Consider the following 18,547-nt stretch of genomic DNA (forward strand, 5'->3'; position numbering starts at 1 on the left):
GCCGACGAACAGGATCGAGAGGGCGGCGCTTCATGCAGCATGTGGCCGAGGCGGATCCGATAGGGGAGTTCGGCACTCCGCTGGGTCTGCCCTACGACGAACTCCACAGTGCTCCAGGCGAGATCCGGGACCACTGGAACGAGCTCGCCGGAGTACTCGAGGGGCGCTCGCCCGCGGTGCTCGAACGGTACCGCCGTCGTGTACGCACGCTCGTCGACAACCACGGCATCACCTACAACCCGGTCGACGCCGACGGTGAGGTGACCGGTCCCGGGCGCTGGGAGATCGACGCCCTTCCTCTGGTCCTCGCAGCGGACGACTGGGAGATTCTCGAACGCGGGCTCGTGCAGAGATCGCGTGTCCTGGACGCGTTGCTGGCAGATCTGTACGGCCCGCAGCGGACACTCACCTCGGGCCTGATCCCCCCGGAGCTGGTGTTCGGCCACCCCGGGTACCTCCGAGTCGCCCACGGGGTCACCCTTCCGGGCCCGCACCAACTCTTCATCCACGCGGTCGACGTCGCGCGGCATCGCGACGGCAGCTTCCGTGCGATCCGCGACCACACCCAGGCGCCTTCCGGCCTCGGCTATGCCATGGCAGACCGGAGAGTCGTCGCCCACGCGATGCCGGAGATCTACACCACCGCCGGGCCGCGGCCTCTCGCTCCGTTCGGTCACGCGCTCAGGCTTGCCCTGCGGGATGTCGCACCCAGCGGTGTCGAAGATCCCTTCGTGGTGGTCCTCAGCCCGGGCGCGCAGTCCGAAACCGCCTTCGACCAGGCGCATCTCGCGAGCGTCCTGGGGGTGCCGCTCGTCGAATCCGCAGACCTGACCGTGCGCGAGGGGCGGTTGTGGATGCGTTCGCTGGGTTCGCTCACGCGCGTCGACGTGGTGATGCGCCGGATCGACGCGGATTACGCCGACCCCCTCGATCTCCGGCGGGATTCGCGCCTCGGAGTGGTCGGGCTCGTCGAGGTCGTCCGGCGCGGCGGGGTCTCCCTCGTCAATCCCCTCGGCAGCGGCGTGCTCGAGAACCCCGCGCTCACGGGATACCTCGGGGCCGTTTCCCGGGCGTTGCTCGACGAGGACCTTCTGCTCGAGTCGGAGGAGACCCACTGGGGTGGCACCGACTCGGGGCTCTCGGTGCTCACCTCGCGCCTGCCCGAACTGATCCTGCGATCCACGGTCACCTCGGAAACCGTCGTGGGCGAAGCCTTGACGGTCGCGCAGCGCGAAGCGCTGCTGGCCCGGGTGAAGGCGCAACCCTCGAACTGGGTCGCGCAGGAACGTGTCGAGTACTCGCACGCGCCCAGCCTCGACGGAACGAATGTCACCGCGTCGCCCGTGAGCCTGCGGTTGTTCACCGTGGCGCAGCGGGTGGGATACACCCCGATGCCCGGTGGTCTCTGTGAGGTTCTGGTGCCGGGTGTGGCGCCGGAGACGAATCCGAGAGTCGCGGCGAAGGACGTGTGGGTCCGCACCGTGGCCGGCGGTGCGACAACCGATGCGGCCGGACCGGCCGTGCCGGAATCGTTGCCGCGTTTCGCCGTGCCCCGGTCCGACGTGGTGGCCTCGCCACGTGTGCTCAACGACATGTTCTGGATCGGCCGCTACAGCGAGCGTGCAGAAGATACTGCGCGCCTTCTCATTTCGATGCGCGAGCGGTACCAGGACTACCGGAACCGCCCGTGGCTCGAGGGGAGCGACTGCTTGCCGGTGCTGCTCGGCACACTCGTGGCGACGTCGCAGTTGCGCGAAGGTGTGTCGATGGTCGACGACCATCGCAACGTCGCGGCCGAATTCCGCGCGCTCACCGAGGACCGCACACGGCCGGGCTCGCTGGCACAATCGTTCGCCGGTCTCGAACGCGCTGCCCGCGCCGTGCGCGACCAGCTTTCCCACGACACCTGGACGGTGCTGGCCGACGTACAGCGCGCGCTCGACGATCTCGCGGTGGACCCGGAGGACGACGGAGCGCAGCTGGGCGCAACACAGGCGGCGGTGCTCAACGGGATGCTCGCCCTCTCGGGTCTCGGTGCGGAGTCGATGGTCCGCGATCTCGGCTGGCATGTGATGGACATCGGCAAACGGATCGAGCGCGGCCTCGCGCTGGTGTCGCTGCTGTCGGCGACTCTCACGCGTGAGCACGCCCGTCCCACCGAACGCGCGCTCATGGAGTCGGTGCTCGCGGCAGCCGAGAGTTCGGTGACCTTCCGGCGGCGCAACACCACCGTGCGCGTCGCCGCCGTCGCGCAACTGCTCCTGTTCGACCCCGGTAATCCGCGCTCGCTGGCATACGTCCTCGACCGCTTGCGCGAGAACCTCTCCGCATTGCCGCATTCGTCGGGATCGTCCCTGCCGGAGCGCCTCGTCGACGACCTGGTCGCCACCCTGCGTCGCTGCGATCCGTCCGATCTCGAGTCCGTCACCGACGGTGTACGAGTGGAGTTCGCGCGTCTTCTGGACTCGACGCACGACGGTCTGACCGAACTCGCGGTCGTGTTGATGAAGGGGCCGTTGTCGTTGCCCGGTGGAACTCGTCCCCTCTGGGGCGGCACAGAGCGGAGAGACCTGCCATGACCGTCGCCGACGGATCCGTCGAGACCGGCGTGCGCCGGTACCGGATCGTGCACCGCACCACCTACCGGTATTCGGCCGCGGTGACCTCCTCCTACGGGCGTGGATACCTGCTGCCCCGCGAGACCGACCGGCAACGGGTGCTCACCAGTGAGGTCACCGTGAGTCCCGAGCCCGCCGACATGTCCACCGGGGTGGACCTGTGGGGCAACCGCGACCTGTTCTTCCACGTCACCGACACCCACGAGGTACTGGAAGTGATCGGCCGCTCCGAGGTCGCGGTCTCGCCTCCGGACCCCGGCCGGTTACGGACCCCGGCGTGTCTGGCCCCGTGGGAGACCGCGCGGCCGGCGGGATCTGCCGGCGCACTCGCAGTCGATTTCGTGCTCGACGTCAACCCGCCGGAGATCGACGACGACGTGCGTGCCTACGCGGAGAAGACGTTCACCGCCGGGCGACCGCTGGCCGAGTCGATCATCGACCTGACGCACCGGATCTTCACGGACTTCACCTACCGCTCCGGGTCGACGTCCGTGTCCACCCGGGTCGCGGAAGTGCTCGACGCCCGGTCGGGGGTGTGTCAGGACTTCGCGCGCCTGGCCATCGCATGTCTGCGTTCCCAGGGCCTGGCGGCGCGCTACGTCTCCGGATATCTGGCGACCGATCCTCCTCCCGGCAAGGAACGGATGGTCGGGGTGGACGCGACGCATGCGTGGGCGTCGGTGTGGCTGCCCGACGGCACCTGGCTGGACTTCGACCCGACGAACGACCAACTCGGCGACGAGCGGTACACGACCGTGGCATGGGGCCGCGACTACGCCGACGTGTCACCGCTGCGCGGCGTGATCTACACCGAGGCACAGGACAGCACCATCGAGGTGTCGGTCGACGTCGCGCCGATCGACGAAGAATTCCAGGCTCCGGGAGGGCATTCCGATCGGGGTGAGTGAAAGTCCGGAGCGGCCCGCAAACGTCGGTCCGTTCCCGGCAGCGGGATGCCGGGATACGCCGGAACCTTGCCGCAACTCCGCAGTTCGGGACGAATCGGGGGTGCTCGTCCGGGCGTGACCGGCGAAGGTCCTCGGTGGCCGAGGTCTTGTGCGAGCCCATTTTGTGACCGAGAACCTGTAGATTGGTTCGTGATGACTGCAACATTGGCGGACCCCGTGTCAGAGGTAGTGCAGGCAGCCGAACAGCTGCTCACTCGTCGTACTGGAGCGCCGGTCAAGCTGGCGGACCCCGTCGACCTCGGAGGCAGTGGCCGGTCCGTCGTGCTCCGGGTGCGAGTCGCCGCGAATCCGTTCTCGTTGCCCCGCACCCTCGTTCTCAAGCAGGTGCCGCCGTCGCGCGGAGCGGGACACGTCGACCTCCACGGGTCCGCAACCGACGAGCAGATCGCATTCCTGCGCGAAGCGGTCTCGTATCAATTCGCGACCGCACTCGCGAAAGACCACCGCCCGGGTGCGGAACTGCTCGCCTACGACTTCGCGACCCGGTTGCTGGTCCTCAGCGACCTCGGCGACGCGACGCCTCTGGCGACTCTGATGCGCAGTGGCGACACCGAGACTGTCGGCAACACGCTGATGGCGCTTGCACAGGCTCTCGGCCGGATGCATGCCGCGACCGTGGGACGAGAAGAGGACTTCGCGGCGTTGCTGCGCCGCGCCGACGTCTCGCATGTCACCGACATGGTGTCGGAACAGGCGATCGACGCGGTCCGCGGTGTGCCCGAACTTCTGGCCTCCGACTTCGATCTCACCGTGCCCGAGTCGGTCCGGGACCGGGCCGAGCGTGCGGCCAAGCTGTTCACCGGTGGTCGCCACCGCGCGTTCAGCCCGTCCGACCTGTGCCCGGACAACATCGTCGTCGGCGACGACGGCGTGCAGTTCCTCGACTACGAGTGGGGAGGCTTCCGGGACGCGACCCTCGATATCGCATTCGCGCTGACGTCCTTCCCCCTGTGCGTGTGTGCCGTTCCCATGACCGTGGAGCGGATGCGCGAGATGGCCGACGCGTGGCGCGCCGAAGTGGTCGGTATGTGGCCGCATCTGGCGTACGACGAGGTGCTGGCCGAACGTCTTCTCGACGCGCTCCTGGCGTGCGTGTGGCTCAGCACCTATCTGTTCCTGCCCGAGGACCATGCCCGAATAGCGTCGGTGCGCGAGCACGAACTGTCCGTGCCGCGCATCGAGGCGTTGCGTTCGCGCTGGATGCTGCTCGCCGATTTCGCCGCCGACGCCGGCCACGACGACGTCGCCGGACATGCGCGCGAGGTGCTCGAACAGCTCGAGGCACGCGAAGCCGCCTGACGCCCACCTGCCGGGGGCCGGCGCCGTCCGGGTCACACCGGCGGCGCGGGTTCGACGCGCGCGCTTCCGTCGGCCACCTTGAAGCCCGCCGCTCGTCGTGCGGCGGTCGCCGGGTCGGTGCGATCGTCGAGAAAGAACCACTCCATCTGCGCCGCCTCCGGGGTGACTTCGAGGACTCCGAACCCGTGGGAATCGAGTTCCACGAACCGGACGTGCCGGTTGGTGGACCGAACGACCTCTTCCAGCGCCGGCGACGCCGTGCGCGGCGGGATCCCGAGCAACTCGTCGATATTGGCCGACGTCACGGACGGCACCACGAACTCGGTGGCGACGGTGCCCGCACCGGGATAGCCGGCGGGGTCGACGGGGATCTCGGACGCCCACGACGTGTGGATGTCACCGGTCAGGAACACGACGTTGCGACGTCCCGCCCGGACGATCGCGTCGAGCAGACGCTGCCGGTCCGCCGGGTACCCGTCCCACTGGTCGGTGCTGAAAGGCACTCCGCTCGACGGCACACCGAGAAGCGCGGTCAGTGCACCGGTCGTGCGCACGTCGAGGGGAGGCAGCAGAAGCGGCGCGAGCATCACCGAGTTGCCGACCAGTTGCCAACGCGTCGGGGAACTCGCCAGGCCCGCGGTGAGCCAGGCCATCTGCTCTTTGCCGGTGATGGTGCGGCCGGGGTCGTCGATCTCTCGTCCGTCCACCGGCCGGGGCTGTCGACTGCGATACGTGCGAAGATCGAGCATCGACAGTTCGGCGAGGTCGCCGAAGCGAAGACGCCGGAACAGCCGGTCGCCCTGCCTGCGGACGGGCATCCACTCGTCGTAGGCACGCACCGAGGCGGCCTTGCGCGCAGCCCAATCGCCCTCGGTCGCCGGATCGTGGTTCTCCGCGCCGCCGGCCCAGGAATCGTTCGCCGACTCGTGGTCGTCCCACACGACGATCCACGGCACGAGTGCATGCAGACGCTGTAGGTCCGGGTCGGTCTTGTACTGGCCGTGCCGCATTCGGTAGTCGGCGAGGGTGACGATCTCGTGTGCCGGAACATGCGTGCGCACTTCGGATCCGGCCGATACCGGGAACTGTCCCGCCGCGTACTCGTACAGGTAGTCGCCGAGATGGACCATCGCGTCCAGGTCGCCGCGGTCGGCGAGATGCCGATACGACGCGAAAAATCCACCCTCCCAGTCCGCACAGGACACGACACCGAGCCGAAGCCGGTCGACGTGCGCATCGGCACTCGGGGCGGTGTGTGTGCGACCGGTCGGGGAAACCGCGCCGCCCGCGTCGAAGCGGTAGTAGTAGTCCGTGCCGGAGGCCAGGCCGGTCGCATCGACCTTCACGGTGTGGTCGGTGTCCGCTGTCGCCGACACCGATCCCGACGCCACCGTGTCGGCGAACGCGGCGTCCCGGGCGATCTGCCATCGGACGGTCGTGGCGGGCCCGGCGCCGGACCCGGGCACCGCCTCGGGAACGGGGGTCACGCGAGTCCAGAGGATCACGGCGTCGGGCAGTGGGTCGCCCGAGGCGACGCCGTGGGCGAACACGACCGGGGCGGCGGACGCACCGGGAGCGGTCGCGGCGGCGAGAGCGGAGGTACCGGCGGCGAGGGCCCCGGCACGAAGAAGTGTTCGACGCGTCACACGAGGAAGGGTCACGGCGTCGATCCGACCACGACGTAGGCCGCCATTTGGGGCAAACGGCAGATATGCACCCGAATGTCACCGTTTGTTCGCCGCGGTCCGCGCCCGCGACGGTCGGCGCGGGCTTGTAGCGTCGGAGTCGTGAGTGACGTATTCGGGACGGATGATCCTTCGGCAGCACCCGACGCCCTCTTCGAGACACCCCGCGAGGCGGAACCCGAACCGGAACCCGAGATCCGCCGTGCGCCTGCCGCGCCGACCGGCCCGGGAGCCCCGCTTGCCGCGCGGATGCGGCCGGCGGGCCTGGACGAGGTGGTCGGCCAGCAACATCTGCTGGAACCCGGCGCTCCGTTGCGGCGACTCGTGGAGGGCTCCGGAGCGGCGTCGGTGGTGCTGTACGGGCCACCCGGCACCGGCAAGACCACCCTGGCGTCGTTGATCTCCGGGGCGACCGGCCGCCGGTTCGAGGCGTTGTCGGCGCTGTCCGCCGGGGTGAAGGATGTGCGCGCGGTCATCGACGTGGCACGCCGCCGCCTCACCCACGGCGAGCAGACGGTGCTGTTCATCGACGAGGTCCACCGGTTCTCGAAAACCCAGCAGGATGCGCTGCTCGCGGCCGTCGAGAACCGGATCGTGCTGCTCGTCGCGGCCACGACGGAGAACCCCTCCTTCTCCGTCGTCGCGCCGCTGTTGTCGCGCTCGCTGGTACTCCAGTTGCAACCGCTGGGCAGCGACGACATCCGCAAACTCCTCGAGCGAGCACGGGTCGACGAGCGGGGACTCGGTGGCACGGTGGACATCACCGACGACGCGCTCGATCATCTCGTGCGCCTCGCCGGCGGCGATGCGCGTCGCGCACTGACCGCGCTCGAAGCGTCCGCCGAGACCGCGGTGGACCGCGCCGGCGACGGTGGCGCCGTCATCGATCTCGCCACGGTCGAGTCGAGCATCGACAAGGCCGCGGTCCGGTACGACCGCGACGGCGACCAGCACTACGACGTCGCGAGTGCGTTCATCAAGTCCCTGCGCGGCTCCGATGTCGATGCCGCCCTCCACTACCTGGCGCGCATGATCGTCGCGGGGGAGGACCCGCGCTTCATCGCACGGCGCCTGATGATCCAGGCCAGCGAAGAGGTGGGTATGGCGGATCCCACCGCGTTGCAGACTGCGGTGGCGGCAGCCCAGGTCGTACAGCAGGTGGGGATGCCCGAGGCGCAACTGGCTCTCGCCCAGGCCACCATCCACATCGCGACCGCCCCGAAGTCGGGTGCGGTCACGGCCGCGCTGGGCGCGGCGATCGCCGACGTCAAAGCGGGCAAGGCAGGGATGGTGCCCCCGCATCTGCGCGACGGGCACTACCAGGGCGCGCAGAAACTCGGCAACGCCGTCGGATACCGCTATCCCCACGACCATCCCGACGGTGTGCTCGCCCAGCAGTACGCGCCCGACGAACTGGTCGGAATCGACTACTTCGCGCCGACCAACCACGGCGCCGAACGGGAGCTGGCGTCGCGCGTCCCGAAGCTGCGCCGCATCGTGCGGGGGCAGCGGTAGACGGAAGCGACCCCCGTCGGACCGACCGGAAGTCGATTGCATCGGCGCGTTAGGCTTAACGATGGCCGTTTCACGCGGCCTGCAGGCCACACCGGGCAGTTCCCGGAAACCGTCACACGACAAAGGACCATCGACGTGCAGACCCACGAGATCCGTAGGCGCTTTCTCGATCACTTCGTGAAGGCCGGCCACACCGAGGTGCCCAGCGCGTCGCTGATCCTCGCCGATCCGAATCTTCTGTTCGTCAACGCCGGCATGGTTCCCTTTGTGCCCTTCTTCCTCGGGCAGCAGACCCCGCCCTACAACCGGGCGACGTCGGTGCAGAAGTGCGTGCGCACGCTCGACATCGAAGAGGTCGGCAAGACGACCCGGCACAACACGTTCTTCCAGATGGCCGGCAACTTCTCGTTCGGCGACTACTTCAAGGAAGAGGCCATCGCCTTCGCGTGGTCGCTGCTCACCGGGTCCGTCGAGGACGGCGGATACGGCATCGATCCGGAAAAGCTCTGGGTCACCGTCTATCTCGACGACGACGACGCTTACGCGATCTGGCGCGACAAGATGAACGTGCCCGAGTCGCGCATCCAGCGGCGAGGCATGAAGGACAACTACTGGTCCATGGGAATCCCGGGACCGTGTGGCCCGTGCTCCGAGATCTTCTACGACCGCGGCCCCGACTACGGCGTCGAAGGCGGCCCGGAGGCCGACGAGGACCGCTACATCGAGATCTGGAATCTCGTGTTCATGCAGAACGAGCGCGGCGAGGGGACCTCGAAGGACGACTACCCGATCCTCGGTCCGCTGCCGAAGAAAAACATCGACACCGGTATGGGTGTCGAGCGTGTGGCGTTCCTGCTCCAGGGCGTCGAGAACGTGTACGAAACCGATCTGCTCCGGCCCGTGATCGACAAGGCAGCTGAACTGACGGGTGCCGTGTACGGCGCCAAGCACGAGGACGACGTCCACTTCCGGGTGATCGCCGACCACGCCCGCACGGCCGCGATGCTCATCGTCGACGGCGTCAACCCCGGCAACGACGGCCGTGGCTACGTCCTGCGGCGTCTGCTGCGCCGGATCGTGCGCTCGGCGCGACTGCTCGGCGCCGACCGGCCCACGATGGCCGAGTTCATGGCCGTCGTCCGAGACACCATGGCGCCCTCGTACCCCGAACTGGCCACGTCCTTCTCCCGCATCGAGACCGTTGCGGTGGGCGAGGAGACCGCATTCCTCAAGACGCTCGGCACCGGCAGCAAACTCTTCGAGGGTGCTGTCGACGCCGCGAAGGCGGAGGGGCGCACCGTCCTCGGAGGCACCGCCGCATTCACGCTGCACGACACGTACGGCTTCCCGATCGACCTCACACTCGAGATGGCGTCCGAGGCCGGACTGAGCGTGGACGAAGACGGCTTCCGCTCGCTCATGGCCGAGCAGCGCCAGCGTGCGAAGGATGACGCGCGGGCCCGCAAGCACGCGCACGCCGATCTGACGGTCTACAAGGAACTCCTCGATCGTGGCCCCACCGAGTTCACCGGCTTCGGTGAACTCGTGACCGAGGCGCACGTGCTCGCGGTGATCACCGGTGGCGAACGCCTCCACACCGCAACTGCCGGGCAGAAGGTCGAGCTGATCCTCGACCGCAGCCCCCTCTATGCGGAGTCGGGCGGCCAGATCGCCGACGTGGGCACGATTACCGGACCGGGCCTGAAGATCAAGGTCGACGATGTCCAGAAGATCGCCAAGCAGTTGTGGACGCACAAGGTCACGGTCCTCGAAGGACAGGTGACCGAAGGCGATCCGGTGCTCGTGCAGGTCGACGCCGAATGGCGCAAGGGCGCGACCCAGGGCCACTCGGGCACGCACCTCGTACACGCCGCGCTGCGTGAGGTCCTCGGCCCGAACGCCGTGCAGGCCGGCTCGCTCAACAAGCCCGGTTATCTGCGGTTCGACTTCTCCTGGCCGGGCGCGTTGTCGGAGCAGCAGAAGCACGACATCGAGGTCGTCACCAACGAGGCCGTCGCGGCGAACTATCCCGTCAACACGTTCGTCACCGACCTCGACAAGGCCAAGAAGATGGGCGCGATGGCGCTCTTCGGCGAGAACTACGGCGACGAGGTACGTGTCGTCGAGATCGGCGGCCCGTTCTCGATGGAGCTGTGCGGCGGTACCCACGTGCAGCATTCGTCGCACGTCGGCACCGTGACCCTGCTCGGCGAGCAGTCCGTCGGATCGGGTGTCCGCCGTGTCGAGGCCTACGTCGGACTCGACTCCTACCGGCACCTCGCGAAGGAACGTGCGCTGCTTGCAGGGCTGTCCTCGACGCTCAAGGTCCCCTCGGAAGAGGTGCCCGGACGCGTGGAGTCGCTCATCGAGCGGCTGAAGGCGGCCGAGAAGGAACTCGAGAAGACGCGTGCGGCCAACGTGGCTGCTGCCGCCGCCGGTTACGTCGGCAAGGCGCAGCGGATCGGTGACCTCCTCGTGGTGGCGGACACGGCGCCCGAGGGAGTGGCGGGCAACGAACTGCGCACCCTGGCGTCCGATGTGCGGGGCCGACTGGGCTCCGAGCCCGCCGTGGTGCTGCTCCTCGGGAACACCGACGGCAAGGTGCCCTTCGTCGTGGCGACCACCAAGACCGCACAGTCGATGGGCATCAAGGCCGGTGACCTCGTGGCGAGCTTCGGGCCCGCGATCGGCGGTCGCGGCGGTGGCAAGCCCGATATGGCACAGGGGAGCGGATCGAACCCGGCCGGCATCCCTGCCGCGATCGACGCGGTTCGTGCCCGGCTCAGCGAGCTGGCCGGCTGAGCGTGGCTGGCCTGCCGGGCCCGGACCGACCCGGGGCCGACGACCCCGGCCGGGGACGACGAATCGGAATCGACGTCGGCAGCGTGCGGATCGGCGTCGCCTCGAGCGACCCCGATTGCATCCTCGCCACGCCCGTCGAAACGGTGCCGCGGTCGAAGGAGCGCGGTCCCGACGCGCCGGATATCCGGCGCATTGTCCAAATTGTTATGGAATACGAGGCGGTGGAGGTTATCGTCGGGCTGCCGCAGACGCTGCGCGGCGAGCCCGGCAAAGCCGCGAAACTGGCGAGCGACTTCGCTCGGCGCATTCGTCGGCAGCTACCGGATGTTCCCGTGCGCATGGCCGACGAACGTTTCACCACGGTCACTGCGGCGCGTGCCCTCCGCGAGAGCGGGGTGAGCGCGAGGGGCGCGCGGCCGGTGATCGACCAGGCCGCGGCCGTGGCCATTTTGCAGGGTTGGTTGGACGAGCGGAGCGCAGCAGTGAACGAAGCCGACGGAGACCGCGGGGGAAGCCGGTGAACCGACACGGGCAGTCCGACGACCGTTCCGACAACACACGGCAGGGGTTGTTCTCCGATCCGTACGCCGGCAACTACGGCGGATCCGCCGAGCGGGGCGCACAGGGCGGCTACCGCTATGACGGGCCACCACCGCCGCAGCCCCGTCCGTCACGTTCGCCGGACGACGACGAGACGAACGTGCTGCATTTCGAGGAGGGCGTCTTCGACGGTCCACCTCCCGGTCAGGCGCCCGGCCCGAGGTACGCGCCCGACCCGAGGTACGCGCCCGACCAGGGCTACGCACCCGATCAGGGGTACGCACCCGATCAGGGTTACGTAGCCGATCAGGGCCGGGGCGGGCCCGCCTACGCCGACGACGAGTACGCCGAGGGCTACTCCTACGCGCAGCGTGAGGGGTACCGCTACGACGACACCGGCGACGAGTACGACCGCTACGACGACACCGCCGACGGCTACGACACGTCCGACGGCTACGACACCTCCGACGGGTATGCCGCCGCAGACGACGACGTCGACTCGGACCGTTACGAGGACGAGGATCCCTCCGAGACACGGGCAACGCCCGCTGTGGTCGGAGCAAAGGACGGCCGGGGCAAACGCGCCGGGGGTGCGGACGCCCGCAAGAAGCGTGGACGCATCGTCGGGTCGCTGGCCGCGGCTATGGTGCTCGTCGTCGTGCTGGCTGGTGGTTACTTCGCCTACACGAAGCTGACCGGACCCGATCCGGCACCCGACTTCACCGGTCCCGCCGGCCCGGAAGTGGTGGTGCAGGTGCAGCCCGGCGACACAGCCCAGGAAATCGGCACCGAATTCGTCGAGAAGGGTGTCGTCGCCAGCTCTGCGGCGTTCTACGAAGCGGCCGTGCAGAACTCCGGCATGAACGCCCTGCACCCGGGCTACTACCGGGTGCCGACCAACGTCCCGGCGGTCGACGCGGTGGCGGCGCTGGTGAGTGACACCAGCCGCGTCGGTGCATTCGTCGTCTCCGAGGGCCGGCAGCTCCACGACATCCGCGACGTCAACACCGGCGCGGTGCGCAAGGGCATCTACACCCTCATCTCCGAAGCGAGCTGTTACGACGACGGTGGCACGCCGAGCTGTCTGACCTACGAGGAACTCGAAGCAGCGGGCGCGAGCCCCGACCTCGACGCACTCGGAGTGCCGGAGTGGGCACGCGACGCGGTCGCGAACGTTCCCGATCGGGCACGCCAGCTCGAAGGGCTGATCGCGGCAGGAAGCTGGGATATCGATCCGAGCGCGGAACCGATCGAGGTCCTGCGCAGCCTCGTCTCCGCGAGTGCCGCCAAGTACGACGAGACCGGCATCACCGCGGCTGCCGCCAAGGTCGGTCTGACGCCGTACGAACTGCTCGTCGCCGCGTCGCTCGTCGAGCGGGAAGCACTGCCGGCGGACTTCTCGAAAGTCGCGCGCGTGATCCTCAACCGCCTGGAGATCGGGCAGATGCTGCAGTTCGACTCCACGGTGAACTATGCACTCGACGAAACGGAACTCGCCACCACCGACGCGGACCGCGCGCTCGTCACCCCGTGGAACACCTACGCGAGCGTGGGCCTGCCCGCGACACCCATCTCGTCGCCGAGTATCGGTGCCCTGCAGGCGGTGGAGAACCCCGAACCGGGGGAGTGGACCTACTTCGTGACGATCGACGACAAGGGCACGACCCTGTTCGCGAACAACTACGAAGAACATCTCGTCAACACCGAAAAAGCTCTGGAAAGCGGAATTCTCAACAGTGGTAGATGACCCGAACCCGGGCGTCCGCAAGGCAGCGGTCCTCGGAAAACCGATCGAGCATTCCAAGTCACCGCTGCTGCACCTCGCGGCGTACCGGGCACTCGGGTTGACGGGGTGGACCTACGACCGGATCGAGTGCACCGGTGAGGAACTGGCTGATCTGGTCGGGGGACTCGGTGACGAGTGGGTCGGTGTGTCGGTCACGATGCCCGGCAAGTTCGCGGCTCTCGAGTTCGCGTCCGAGCGCACCGAGCGTGCGGTGACCATCGGGTCGGCCAACACCCTCGTGCGGGTGCCCGGAGGGTGGCGGGCGGACTGCACCGACGTCGACGGCGTCACCGGAGCACTGCGCTCCGGTGGCGTGCGCGACCTGCGCGACGGGTCCGCGGTGGTCGTCGGTTCCGGGGGCACGTCGCGTCCTGCGCTCGTGGGGCTCACCGATCTCGGCGTCCGCCACGTCACGGTCGTCGCGCGGGACGAAGGTCGTGCGCGGGCCACGTTCGACTGCCTCGGCGACGACGTCGAGGCGCGGTGGCTTTCGTTCGACGCTCCCGGCCTCGGGCAGGTGTGCGCGGAGGCAGACGTCATGGTCAGCACCGTGCCCGCGGCGGCGGCAGCGCCGTATGCGGATGCGCTCGCGCGGGCGCCGTTCATCCTCGACGCGATCTACGATCCGTGGCCGACTCCACTGGCCACCGCGGCGAAGACCCGCGGCGGCGTGGTCGTCAGTGGACTGCACATGCTCCTCAACCAGGCGTTCGGACAGGTCGAGCAGTTCACCGGCCTGCCCGCGCCGCGGGAGGCGATGGCACGCGCGGTGGGTCTCGACTACGTCTGAAACAGGGCCGTTCGGCAGCCTCCGGCTAGCCTCGCGGAGGCGCGGTCGAGGCCCCCGGAGACCCGGTTCCGTGTGACTCGGGAGTCCGGATCGTCATGATCCGGGTGATCTCCTCGCGGTCGGCGGGGCTCGGCAATCCCCACCCCTCGCGGTAGTCGTAGAGTTCGGCGAGGGTCACCGACCGGCGATTGCCGTCGGCGACTTCGACGTCCTCGGCGCCGATCAGACCGGGGTGCACGACCCCGCAGGCTTCCGCCACCTTGAACACGTCCCGCCGCAGTGCCCGCAGGTAATCCTCGACTCGTGCGGCCTTGGACGGAACGTCGAGTCCTCGTTCCAGCCAGCGGTTGTGGGTGGCCACACCGGTCGGGCAGGTGTCGGTGTGGCACTTCTGGGCCTGGATGCAGCCCAGCGCAAACATCGGTTCGCGCGCGACGTTGAGCATGTCGCAGCCGAGGGCGAATGCCGCGACGGCATTGTCGGGCAGACCGAGTTTGCCGGACCCGATGAAGGTGACACGATCGGCGAGTTCTGCTTCGGCGAACTGCCGGTAGACCCGCGCGAACGCACTGCGGAACGGCAACGAGACCGCATCCGTGAACACGAGCGGAGCAGCACCGGTGCCACCTTCACCGCCGTCGATCGTCACGAAGTCCACGCCGCGTTCGCCGCTGCGCATCGACTCCACCAGCGACTGCCAGAACGTCGGATCTCCCACAGCCGATTTGATTCCCACGGGAAGTCCGGTCTCCGCGGCGACGAGTTCGACGAAATCGAGCATGCTGCCGACGTCGTGGAAGGCCGTGTGCCGGGACGGGCTCACCACGTCCCGTCCCACCGGCACGCCACGGATTTCGGCGATCTCCGGCGTGACCTTGGCCGCGGGCAGCAGACCTCCCAATCCGGGTTTCGCGCCCTGGCTGAGCTTGATCTCGATGGCCCTGACAGGCGCCGACTCGGTCAGTGCGACAAGCCGGTCCAGGTCGAATCGGCCCTCCTCGTCACGACACCCGAAATACGCGGTGCCGATTTGGAAGATCAGATCGGCGCCCTGCCGGTGATACGGCGACAGGCCACCCTCACCGGTGTTGTGCATACAACCGGCGGCGGCAGCGCCCTTGTCGAGTGCGGTCACCGCGGCCGAGGACAGGGATCCGAAGCTCATCCCCGAGATGTTGGCGAACGAACGCGGTCGGAAGGCTTTCGCCCGGCCCAGCGGTCCGCCCAGAATCTTCGCCGACGGCACCTCGAGCCCCTCCCCGCTGTGCGGGGCGCCGGATGCGGGGACCTGCGAAAAGGTGCGGTGCTTGATGATGGTGTACCCATCGGTGTGTTCGACGTCGTTGTCGGTGCCGAATCCGAAGGTGTTGTTCTCCTGCTTCGATGACGCATAGACCCATCGGCGCTGGTCGCGGGTGAACGGACGCTCCTCGTCGTTGCGGGTGATGATGTATTGCCGCAACTCCGGTCCGACAGTCTCGAGCAGATGCCGTGCGTGTCCGACGACGGGAAAGTTCCGTAACAGCGAGTGCTTGCGCTGAAGCAGGTCGTAGGACGCCACCGCGGCCAGAGCCGCAGCCGGGATGCCGAGGGCCTTCGACCAGTCCATGACCTCACGGTAGGCGGAGTGCGGCGCCTCCGTGCCCGGTTGTCTCCTTCGCACCGGTGGATGTCGAATCTGCCGCCTATCGTTCGTGTAGTAGATGAGCGGCCGGAACAGCCGGCCACCGCAGAGAAGGAAACGGCAATGGTCCAGTACCTGCTCAGCATCTATCAACCCGACGGAGACCCGCCGCCGCCCGAGGAACTCGAGCCGATCATGCGGAAGCTGGAGGTCCTCCAGCACGAGATGCGTGAAGCCGGAGCGTGGGTTTTCTCCGGAGGCCTCCACGCGGCAAGCACGTCGACCGTCCTCCGGGCAGGCAGTCAGGGCGTCGTGACGACCGACGGGCCCTACATCGAAGGCAAGGAACACCTCGGGGGCTTCGACGTCATCGAGGCGCCGGATCTCGACGCTGCGCTCGTCTGGGGACGCAAGCTCTCCGAGGCCACCACCTTGCCGATCGAGGTGCGGCCCCTGCAGTGGGTGTCGCGCGGCTGAATCCGATGTCGGTCACGTCGACGCAGATCGAGCGGATCTTCCGCGACGAGTACGGGCGTGCGGTGTCGGTGCTCACCCGCGTCTTCGGCGACCTCGACCTCGCCGAAGACGCGGTGCAGGAGGCGTTCACCGTCGCGGTGGACCGCTGGCCCGGCGAGGGGATCCCACCGAGCCCTGCGGGGTGGATCATCACCACTGCACGGCGACGCGCCATCGATCGCACCCGGCGCGAGAACGTGCGGGACGCCAAACACGCCGACGCGGCGCGACTGCTGCGCCTACCCGGAGACAGCACACCGGACTTCACCGCCCTCGACGAGCCCGGCCTGCCCGACGACCGCCTGCGGCTCATCTTCACGTGCTGCCATCCCGCCCTCGCGCCGGCCACGCGGGTGGCGCTCACCCTCAGGCTTCTCGGAGGTCTCGGTACCGCACAGATCGCCCGGGCGTTCCTTGTTCCCGAATCGACGATGGCGCAACGCATCTCACGAGCAAAGGCGAAGATTCGCGACGCCGGGATTCCGTTCCGCACGCCGTCCGCGACCGACCTTCCCGAACGGCTGGGTGCGGTGCACGCGGTCCTGTACCTGATCTACACCGAATCCCACACCACCAGCGGCGGGGTGGATCTCGGCGATACCGACCTCGGCGCCGAGGCACTGCGGCTCGTGCGGCAACTGCGCGAACTCCTCCCCGACGACCTCGAGACGGCGGGGCTGCTCGCACTGATGCTCTTCGGCGAATCGCGCCGGCCGGCCCGGACCGCTGCGGACGGTCGGATGGTGCTGCTCGCGGACCAGGATCGGTCCATCTGGGATCGGACCCTCATCCGCGAAGGTCAGGATCTCGTGCGGCACTGCCTGCGCGAGAACCGGCCGGGTCCGTATCAACTCCAGGCGGCGATCGCTGCCGTGCACGCCGACGCGGCGACCGTGTCGGCGACGGACTGGGCTCAGATCGTGCAGCTCTACGATCATCTGCTCGTCCTTCACCCCACGCCCGTCGTGGCGCTGCACCGGGCCGTCGCACTCGCCGAGGTGGAAGGACCGGAGGTGGCGCTGGGACTCGTCGGCGAACTGGATCTCGACCGCTACCACGTCTTCCACGCCGCGCGTGCGGATCTGCTGCGCCGCCTGGGCCGTTCACGCGACGCGGCGGACGCGTACGAAACGGCCGCCGACCGTGCGGCCAACGACGTCGAGCGTGCCTTCCTGCTGAGCCGACGCGACGAACTCACCGGTGGCGCGCCCACGTGATTCCCGAGTCCCTCGTCCGACGCGGAGGTCAAGAAGCCGGGGGCGCCGCGGGCGTCTCAGGCGCTGTACGTCGTTGCCAGGGCCACCGACCGTCGATCTCGAGTTGGAGCGACCAGCTCAGGAATGTCCTGATCAGCACGATCAGCGCGAGGACCCCGACCGAGGTGAATGTCGGGGTGACCGCCACGGTCTTGATGATGTCCGCCGCCACCAGGAATTCGAGACCGAGCAGGATCGATCGTCCCAGACTGCGCCGATACTGCTCGTAGACCGCGATCCCCGGCGAGCGCACGCGAGCCGCCACCGCGGTCCAGGTGGCGAGCGCGGCTCCCAGGACGATGGCCGCGACACCCACGACGTCGATGGCGGAACCGACGTGCTCGAGGACCGACGAAAGCTCCATGTCTCCAGCGTTCCTTCCGGTGAGCGGCAAGACCTCCCGTCGATGCTCGCAGAGTCCGTCGATTCTGGGCCGGAATCGTGCTCTGTCCACAGGGCGCGTGTTTCTCCACCGAACGCGGCGGAGGACGCCGATGGGAGCCGGACGTGCTGCGCGCAGCGGCACGCTGGCATCCGTGATGATCGTGGGGGGAGTGGTCGCGGGGGCCGCGGCGGGTTCGGCGGTGCACGCGCTGGCAGCCCGATCGGCGGGCAGGGTGCCCGCGTCCGGGATGTGTGAGATCGCGTGCGCGCTGATCGGCGCCGTGGCGACATTCGGTGCCACGCCGAGCGCAGCCCTCGGATTCGCAGCCCTCGGCTGGTGGTGCGTCGCACTGGCCACCGTCGACATCCTCGTGCGGCGGCTGCCGAACGTCCTCACCCTCGGCGGCGGAGTTTCGGTGCTCTCCGTCGCCGCGATCACCGGTCACGGCGCTGCGGCGCTGGTCGGTGCCGTGATGATGACGGCGCCCATGCTCGTCGTGCACCTGGCGTCGCCGCGGTCACTGGGAGCCGGCGACGTCAAACTTGCGTTCGCGCTCGGCGGCGTCACCGCTGTGGTGGGCGCGCGGGCGTGGCTGGTGGCGGCACTGCTCCCGTCGGTGCTGACCGTGCTGGTCGTCGCGATGCTCGGGGTCGTGCGCCGCCGGGTTCCCCGTGCCGGGCCCACGCCGCCCGGGGTGCCGCACGGGCCGTCGATGTGTGCCGCCGCGTTGCTGGGATTCTGCCTGGAGGGGTGACCAGGGGTG

General features: G+C 68.7%; 14 protein-coding genes. 11 read left to right on the forward strand and 3 right to left on the reverse strand.

Translation table 11 applies throughout. The annotated features are described in order from the left end of the window. Nucleotides 1-32: 32 nt before the first annotated feature. The 3 genes from AC0B44_RS04345 (at nucleotide 33) to AC0B44_RS04355 (ending at nucleotide 4,885) form a co-directional block, all read left to right on the forward strand. Nucleotides 33-2,579 carry a circularly permuted type 2 ATP-grasp protein gene (locus tag AC0B44_RS04345; RefSeq protein WP_471901684.1) on the forward strand — a complete coding sequence of 849 codons (2,547 nt, stop codon included), beginning with the start codon at nucleotides 33-35 and terminating at the stop codon, nucleotides 2,577-2,579. Next, nucleotides 2,576-3,526 (forward strand): transglutaminase family protein, encoded by a 951-nt coding sequence (locus AC0B44_RS04350; RefSeq protein ID WP_471901685.1) that lies wholly within the window; start codon nucleotides 2,576-2,578, stop codon nucleotides 3,524-3,526. The genes AC0B44_RS04345 and AC0B44_RS04350 overlap by 4 nt, the downstream gene beginning before the upstream one ends. 192 nt (nucleotides 3,527-3,718) lie before the next feature. Further along, entirely contained in the window at nucleotides 3,719-4,885 is a 1,167-nt protein-coding gene (locus AC0B44_RS04355) for a kinase (RefSeq protein ID WP_471901686.1), read from the forward strand. Between the two features lie 32 nt (nucleotides 4,886-4,917). Here AC0B44_RS04355 and AC0B44_RS04360 read toward each other — a convergent pair whose 3' ends face one another. Further along, nucleotides 4,918-6,531: an alkaline phosphatase D family protein gene (locus tag AC0B44_RS04360; protein ID WP_471901687.1), complete on the reverse strand. Its 1,614-nt coding sequence runs from the start codon at nucleotides 6,529-6,531 to the stop codon at nucleotides 4,918-4,920. Nucleotides 6,532-6,672: 141 nt separating this feature from the next. Between AC0B44_RS04360 and AC0B44_RS04365 the strand changes: the two genes are divergently transcribed. The 5 genes from AC0B44_RS04365 (at nucleotide 6,673) to AC0B44_RS04385 (ending at nucleotide 14,003) form a co-directional block, all read left to right on the forward strand. Then, nucleotides 6,673-8,085: a replication-associated recombination protein A gene (locus AC0B44_RS04365; protein ID WP_471901688.1), complete on the forward strand. Its 1,413-nt coding sequence runs from the start codon at nucleotides 6,673-6,675 to the stop codon at nucleotides 8,083-8,085. 135 nt (nucleotides 8,086-8,220) lie between these two features. Next, nucleotides 8,221-10,887 (forward strand): alanine--tRNA ligase, encoded by a 2,667-nt coding sequence (alaS, locus tag AC0B44_RS04370; protein WP_471901689.1) that lies wholly within the window; start codon nucleotides 8,221-8,223, stop codon nucleotides 10,885-10,887. A gap of 2 nt (nucleotides 10,888-10,889) precedes the next feature. Then, complete coding sequence (gene ruvX / locus AC0B44_RS04375) at nucleotides 10,890-11,408, forward strand: Holliday junction resolvase RuvX (protein WP_471901690.1); 519 nt, start codon at nucleotides 10,890-10,892, stop codon at nucleotides 11,406-11,408. Continuing rightward, nucleotides 11,405-13,174, forward strand: coding sequence for an endolytic transglycosylase MltG (locus AC0B44_RS04380; RefSeq protein WP_471901691.1), 1,770 nt, complete (start codon nucleotides 11,405-11,407; stop codon nucleotides 13,172-13,174). The genes ruvX and AC0B44_RS04380 overlap by 4 nt, the downstream gene beginning before the upstream one ends. Beyond that, nucleotides 13,164-14,003, forward strand: a complete 840-nt coding sequence (locus tag AC0B44_RS04385; protein WP_471901692.1) for a shikimate dehydrogenase — start codon at nucleotides 13,164-13,166, stop codon at nucleotides 14,001-14,003. The genes AC0B44_RS04380 and AC0B44_RS04385 overlap by 11 nt, the downstream gene beginning before the upstream one ends. 25 nt (nucleotides 14,004-14,028) lie before the next feature. Here the strand turns inward: AC0B44_RS04385 and AC0B44_RS04390 are convergent, their stop codons facing one another. Continuing rightward, nucleotides 14,029-15,612, reverse strand: a complete 1,584-nt coding sequence (locus tag AC0B44_RS04390) for a glutamate synthase-related protein (RefSeq protein WP_471901693.1) — start codon at nucleotides 15,610-15,612, stop codon at nucleotides 14,029-14,031. A 138-nt stretch (nucleotides 15,613-15,750) separates the two neighbouring features. Between AC0B44_RS04390 and AC0B44_RS04395 the strand changes: the two genes are divergently transcribed. Together AC0B44_RS04395 and AC0B44_RS04400 are read left to right on the forward strand one after the other, a co-directional pair. After that, entirely contained in the window at nucleotides 15,751-16,104 is a 354-nt protein-coding gene (locus AC0B44_RS04395) for a YciI family protein (RefSeq protein WP_471901694.1), read from the forward strand. A gap of 5 nt (nucleotides 16,105-16,109) precedes the next feature. Next, nucleotides 16,110-17,360, forward strand: coding sequence for an RNA polymerase sigma factor (locus AC0B44_RS04400; protein WP_471901752.1), 1,251 nt, complete (start codon nucleotides 16,110-16,112; stop codon nucleotides 17,358-17,360). Between the two features lie 28 nt (nucleotides 17,361-17,388). Here the strand turns inward: AC0B44_RS04400 and AC0B44_RS04405 are convergent, their stop codons facing one another. After that, entirely contained in the window at nucleotides 17,389-17,763 is a 375-nt protein-coding gene (locus AC0B44_RS04405) for a DUF1622 domain-containing protein (RefSeq protein ID WP_471901695.1), read from the reverse strand. 130 nt (nucleotides 17,764-17,893) lie between these two features. Between AC0B44_RS04405 and AC0B44_RS04410 the strand changes: the two genes are divergently transcribed. Further along, nucleotides 17,894-18,538: a prepilin peptidase gene (locus AC0B44_RS04410; RefSeq protein WP_471901696.1), complete on the forward strand. Its 645-nt coding sequence runs from the start codon at nucleotides 17,894-17,896 to the stop codon at nucleotides 18,536-18,538. Nucleotides 18,539-18,547: the final 9 nt, after the last annotated feature.

The sequence above is a fragment of the Rhodococcus sp. NPDC019050 genome (assembly GCF_055664235.1).

Bases quoted from the DNA above. Each gene is read 5' to 3' on its own strand.
- AC0B44_RS04345 (WP_471901684.1), top strand. From the start codon at position 33: ATGCAGCATGTGGCCGAGGCGGATCCGATAGGGGAGTTCGGCACTCCG.
- AC0B44_RS04350 (WP_471901685.1), top strand. From the start codon at position 2,576: ATGACCGTCGCCGACGGATCCGTCGAGACCGGCGTGCGCCGGTACCGG.
- AC0B44_RS04355 (WP_471901686.1), top strand. From the start codon at position 3,719: ATGACTGCAACATTGGCGGACCCCGTGTCAGAGGTAGTGCAGGCAGCC.
- AC0B44_RS04390 (WP_471901693.1), bottom strand. From the start codon at position 15,612: ATGGACTGGTCGAAGGCCCTCGGCATCCCGGCTGCGGCTCTGGCCGCG.
- AC0B44_RS04395 (WP_471901694.1), top strand. From the start codon at position 15,751: ATGGTCCAGTACCTGCTCAGCATCTATCAACCCGACGGAGACCCGCCG.
- AC0B44_RS04400 (WP_471901752.1), top strand. From the start codon at position 16,110: ATGTCGGTCACGTCGACGCAGATCGAGCGGATCTTCCGCGACGAGTAC.
- AC0B44_RS04405 (WP_471901695.1), bottom strand. From the start codon at position 17,763: ATGGAGCTTTCGTCGGTCCTCGAGCACGTCGGTTCCGCCATCGACGTC.
- AC0B44_RS04410 (WP_471901696.1), top strand. From the start codon at position 17,894: ATGGGAGCCGGACGTGCTGCGCGCAGCGGCACGCTGGCATCCGTGATG.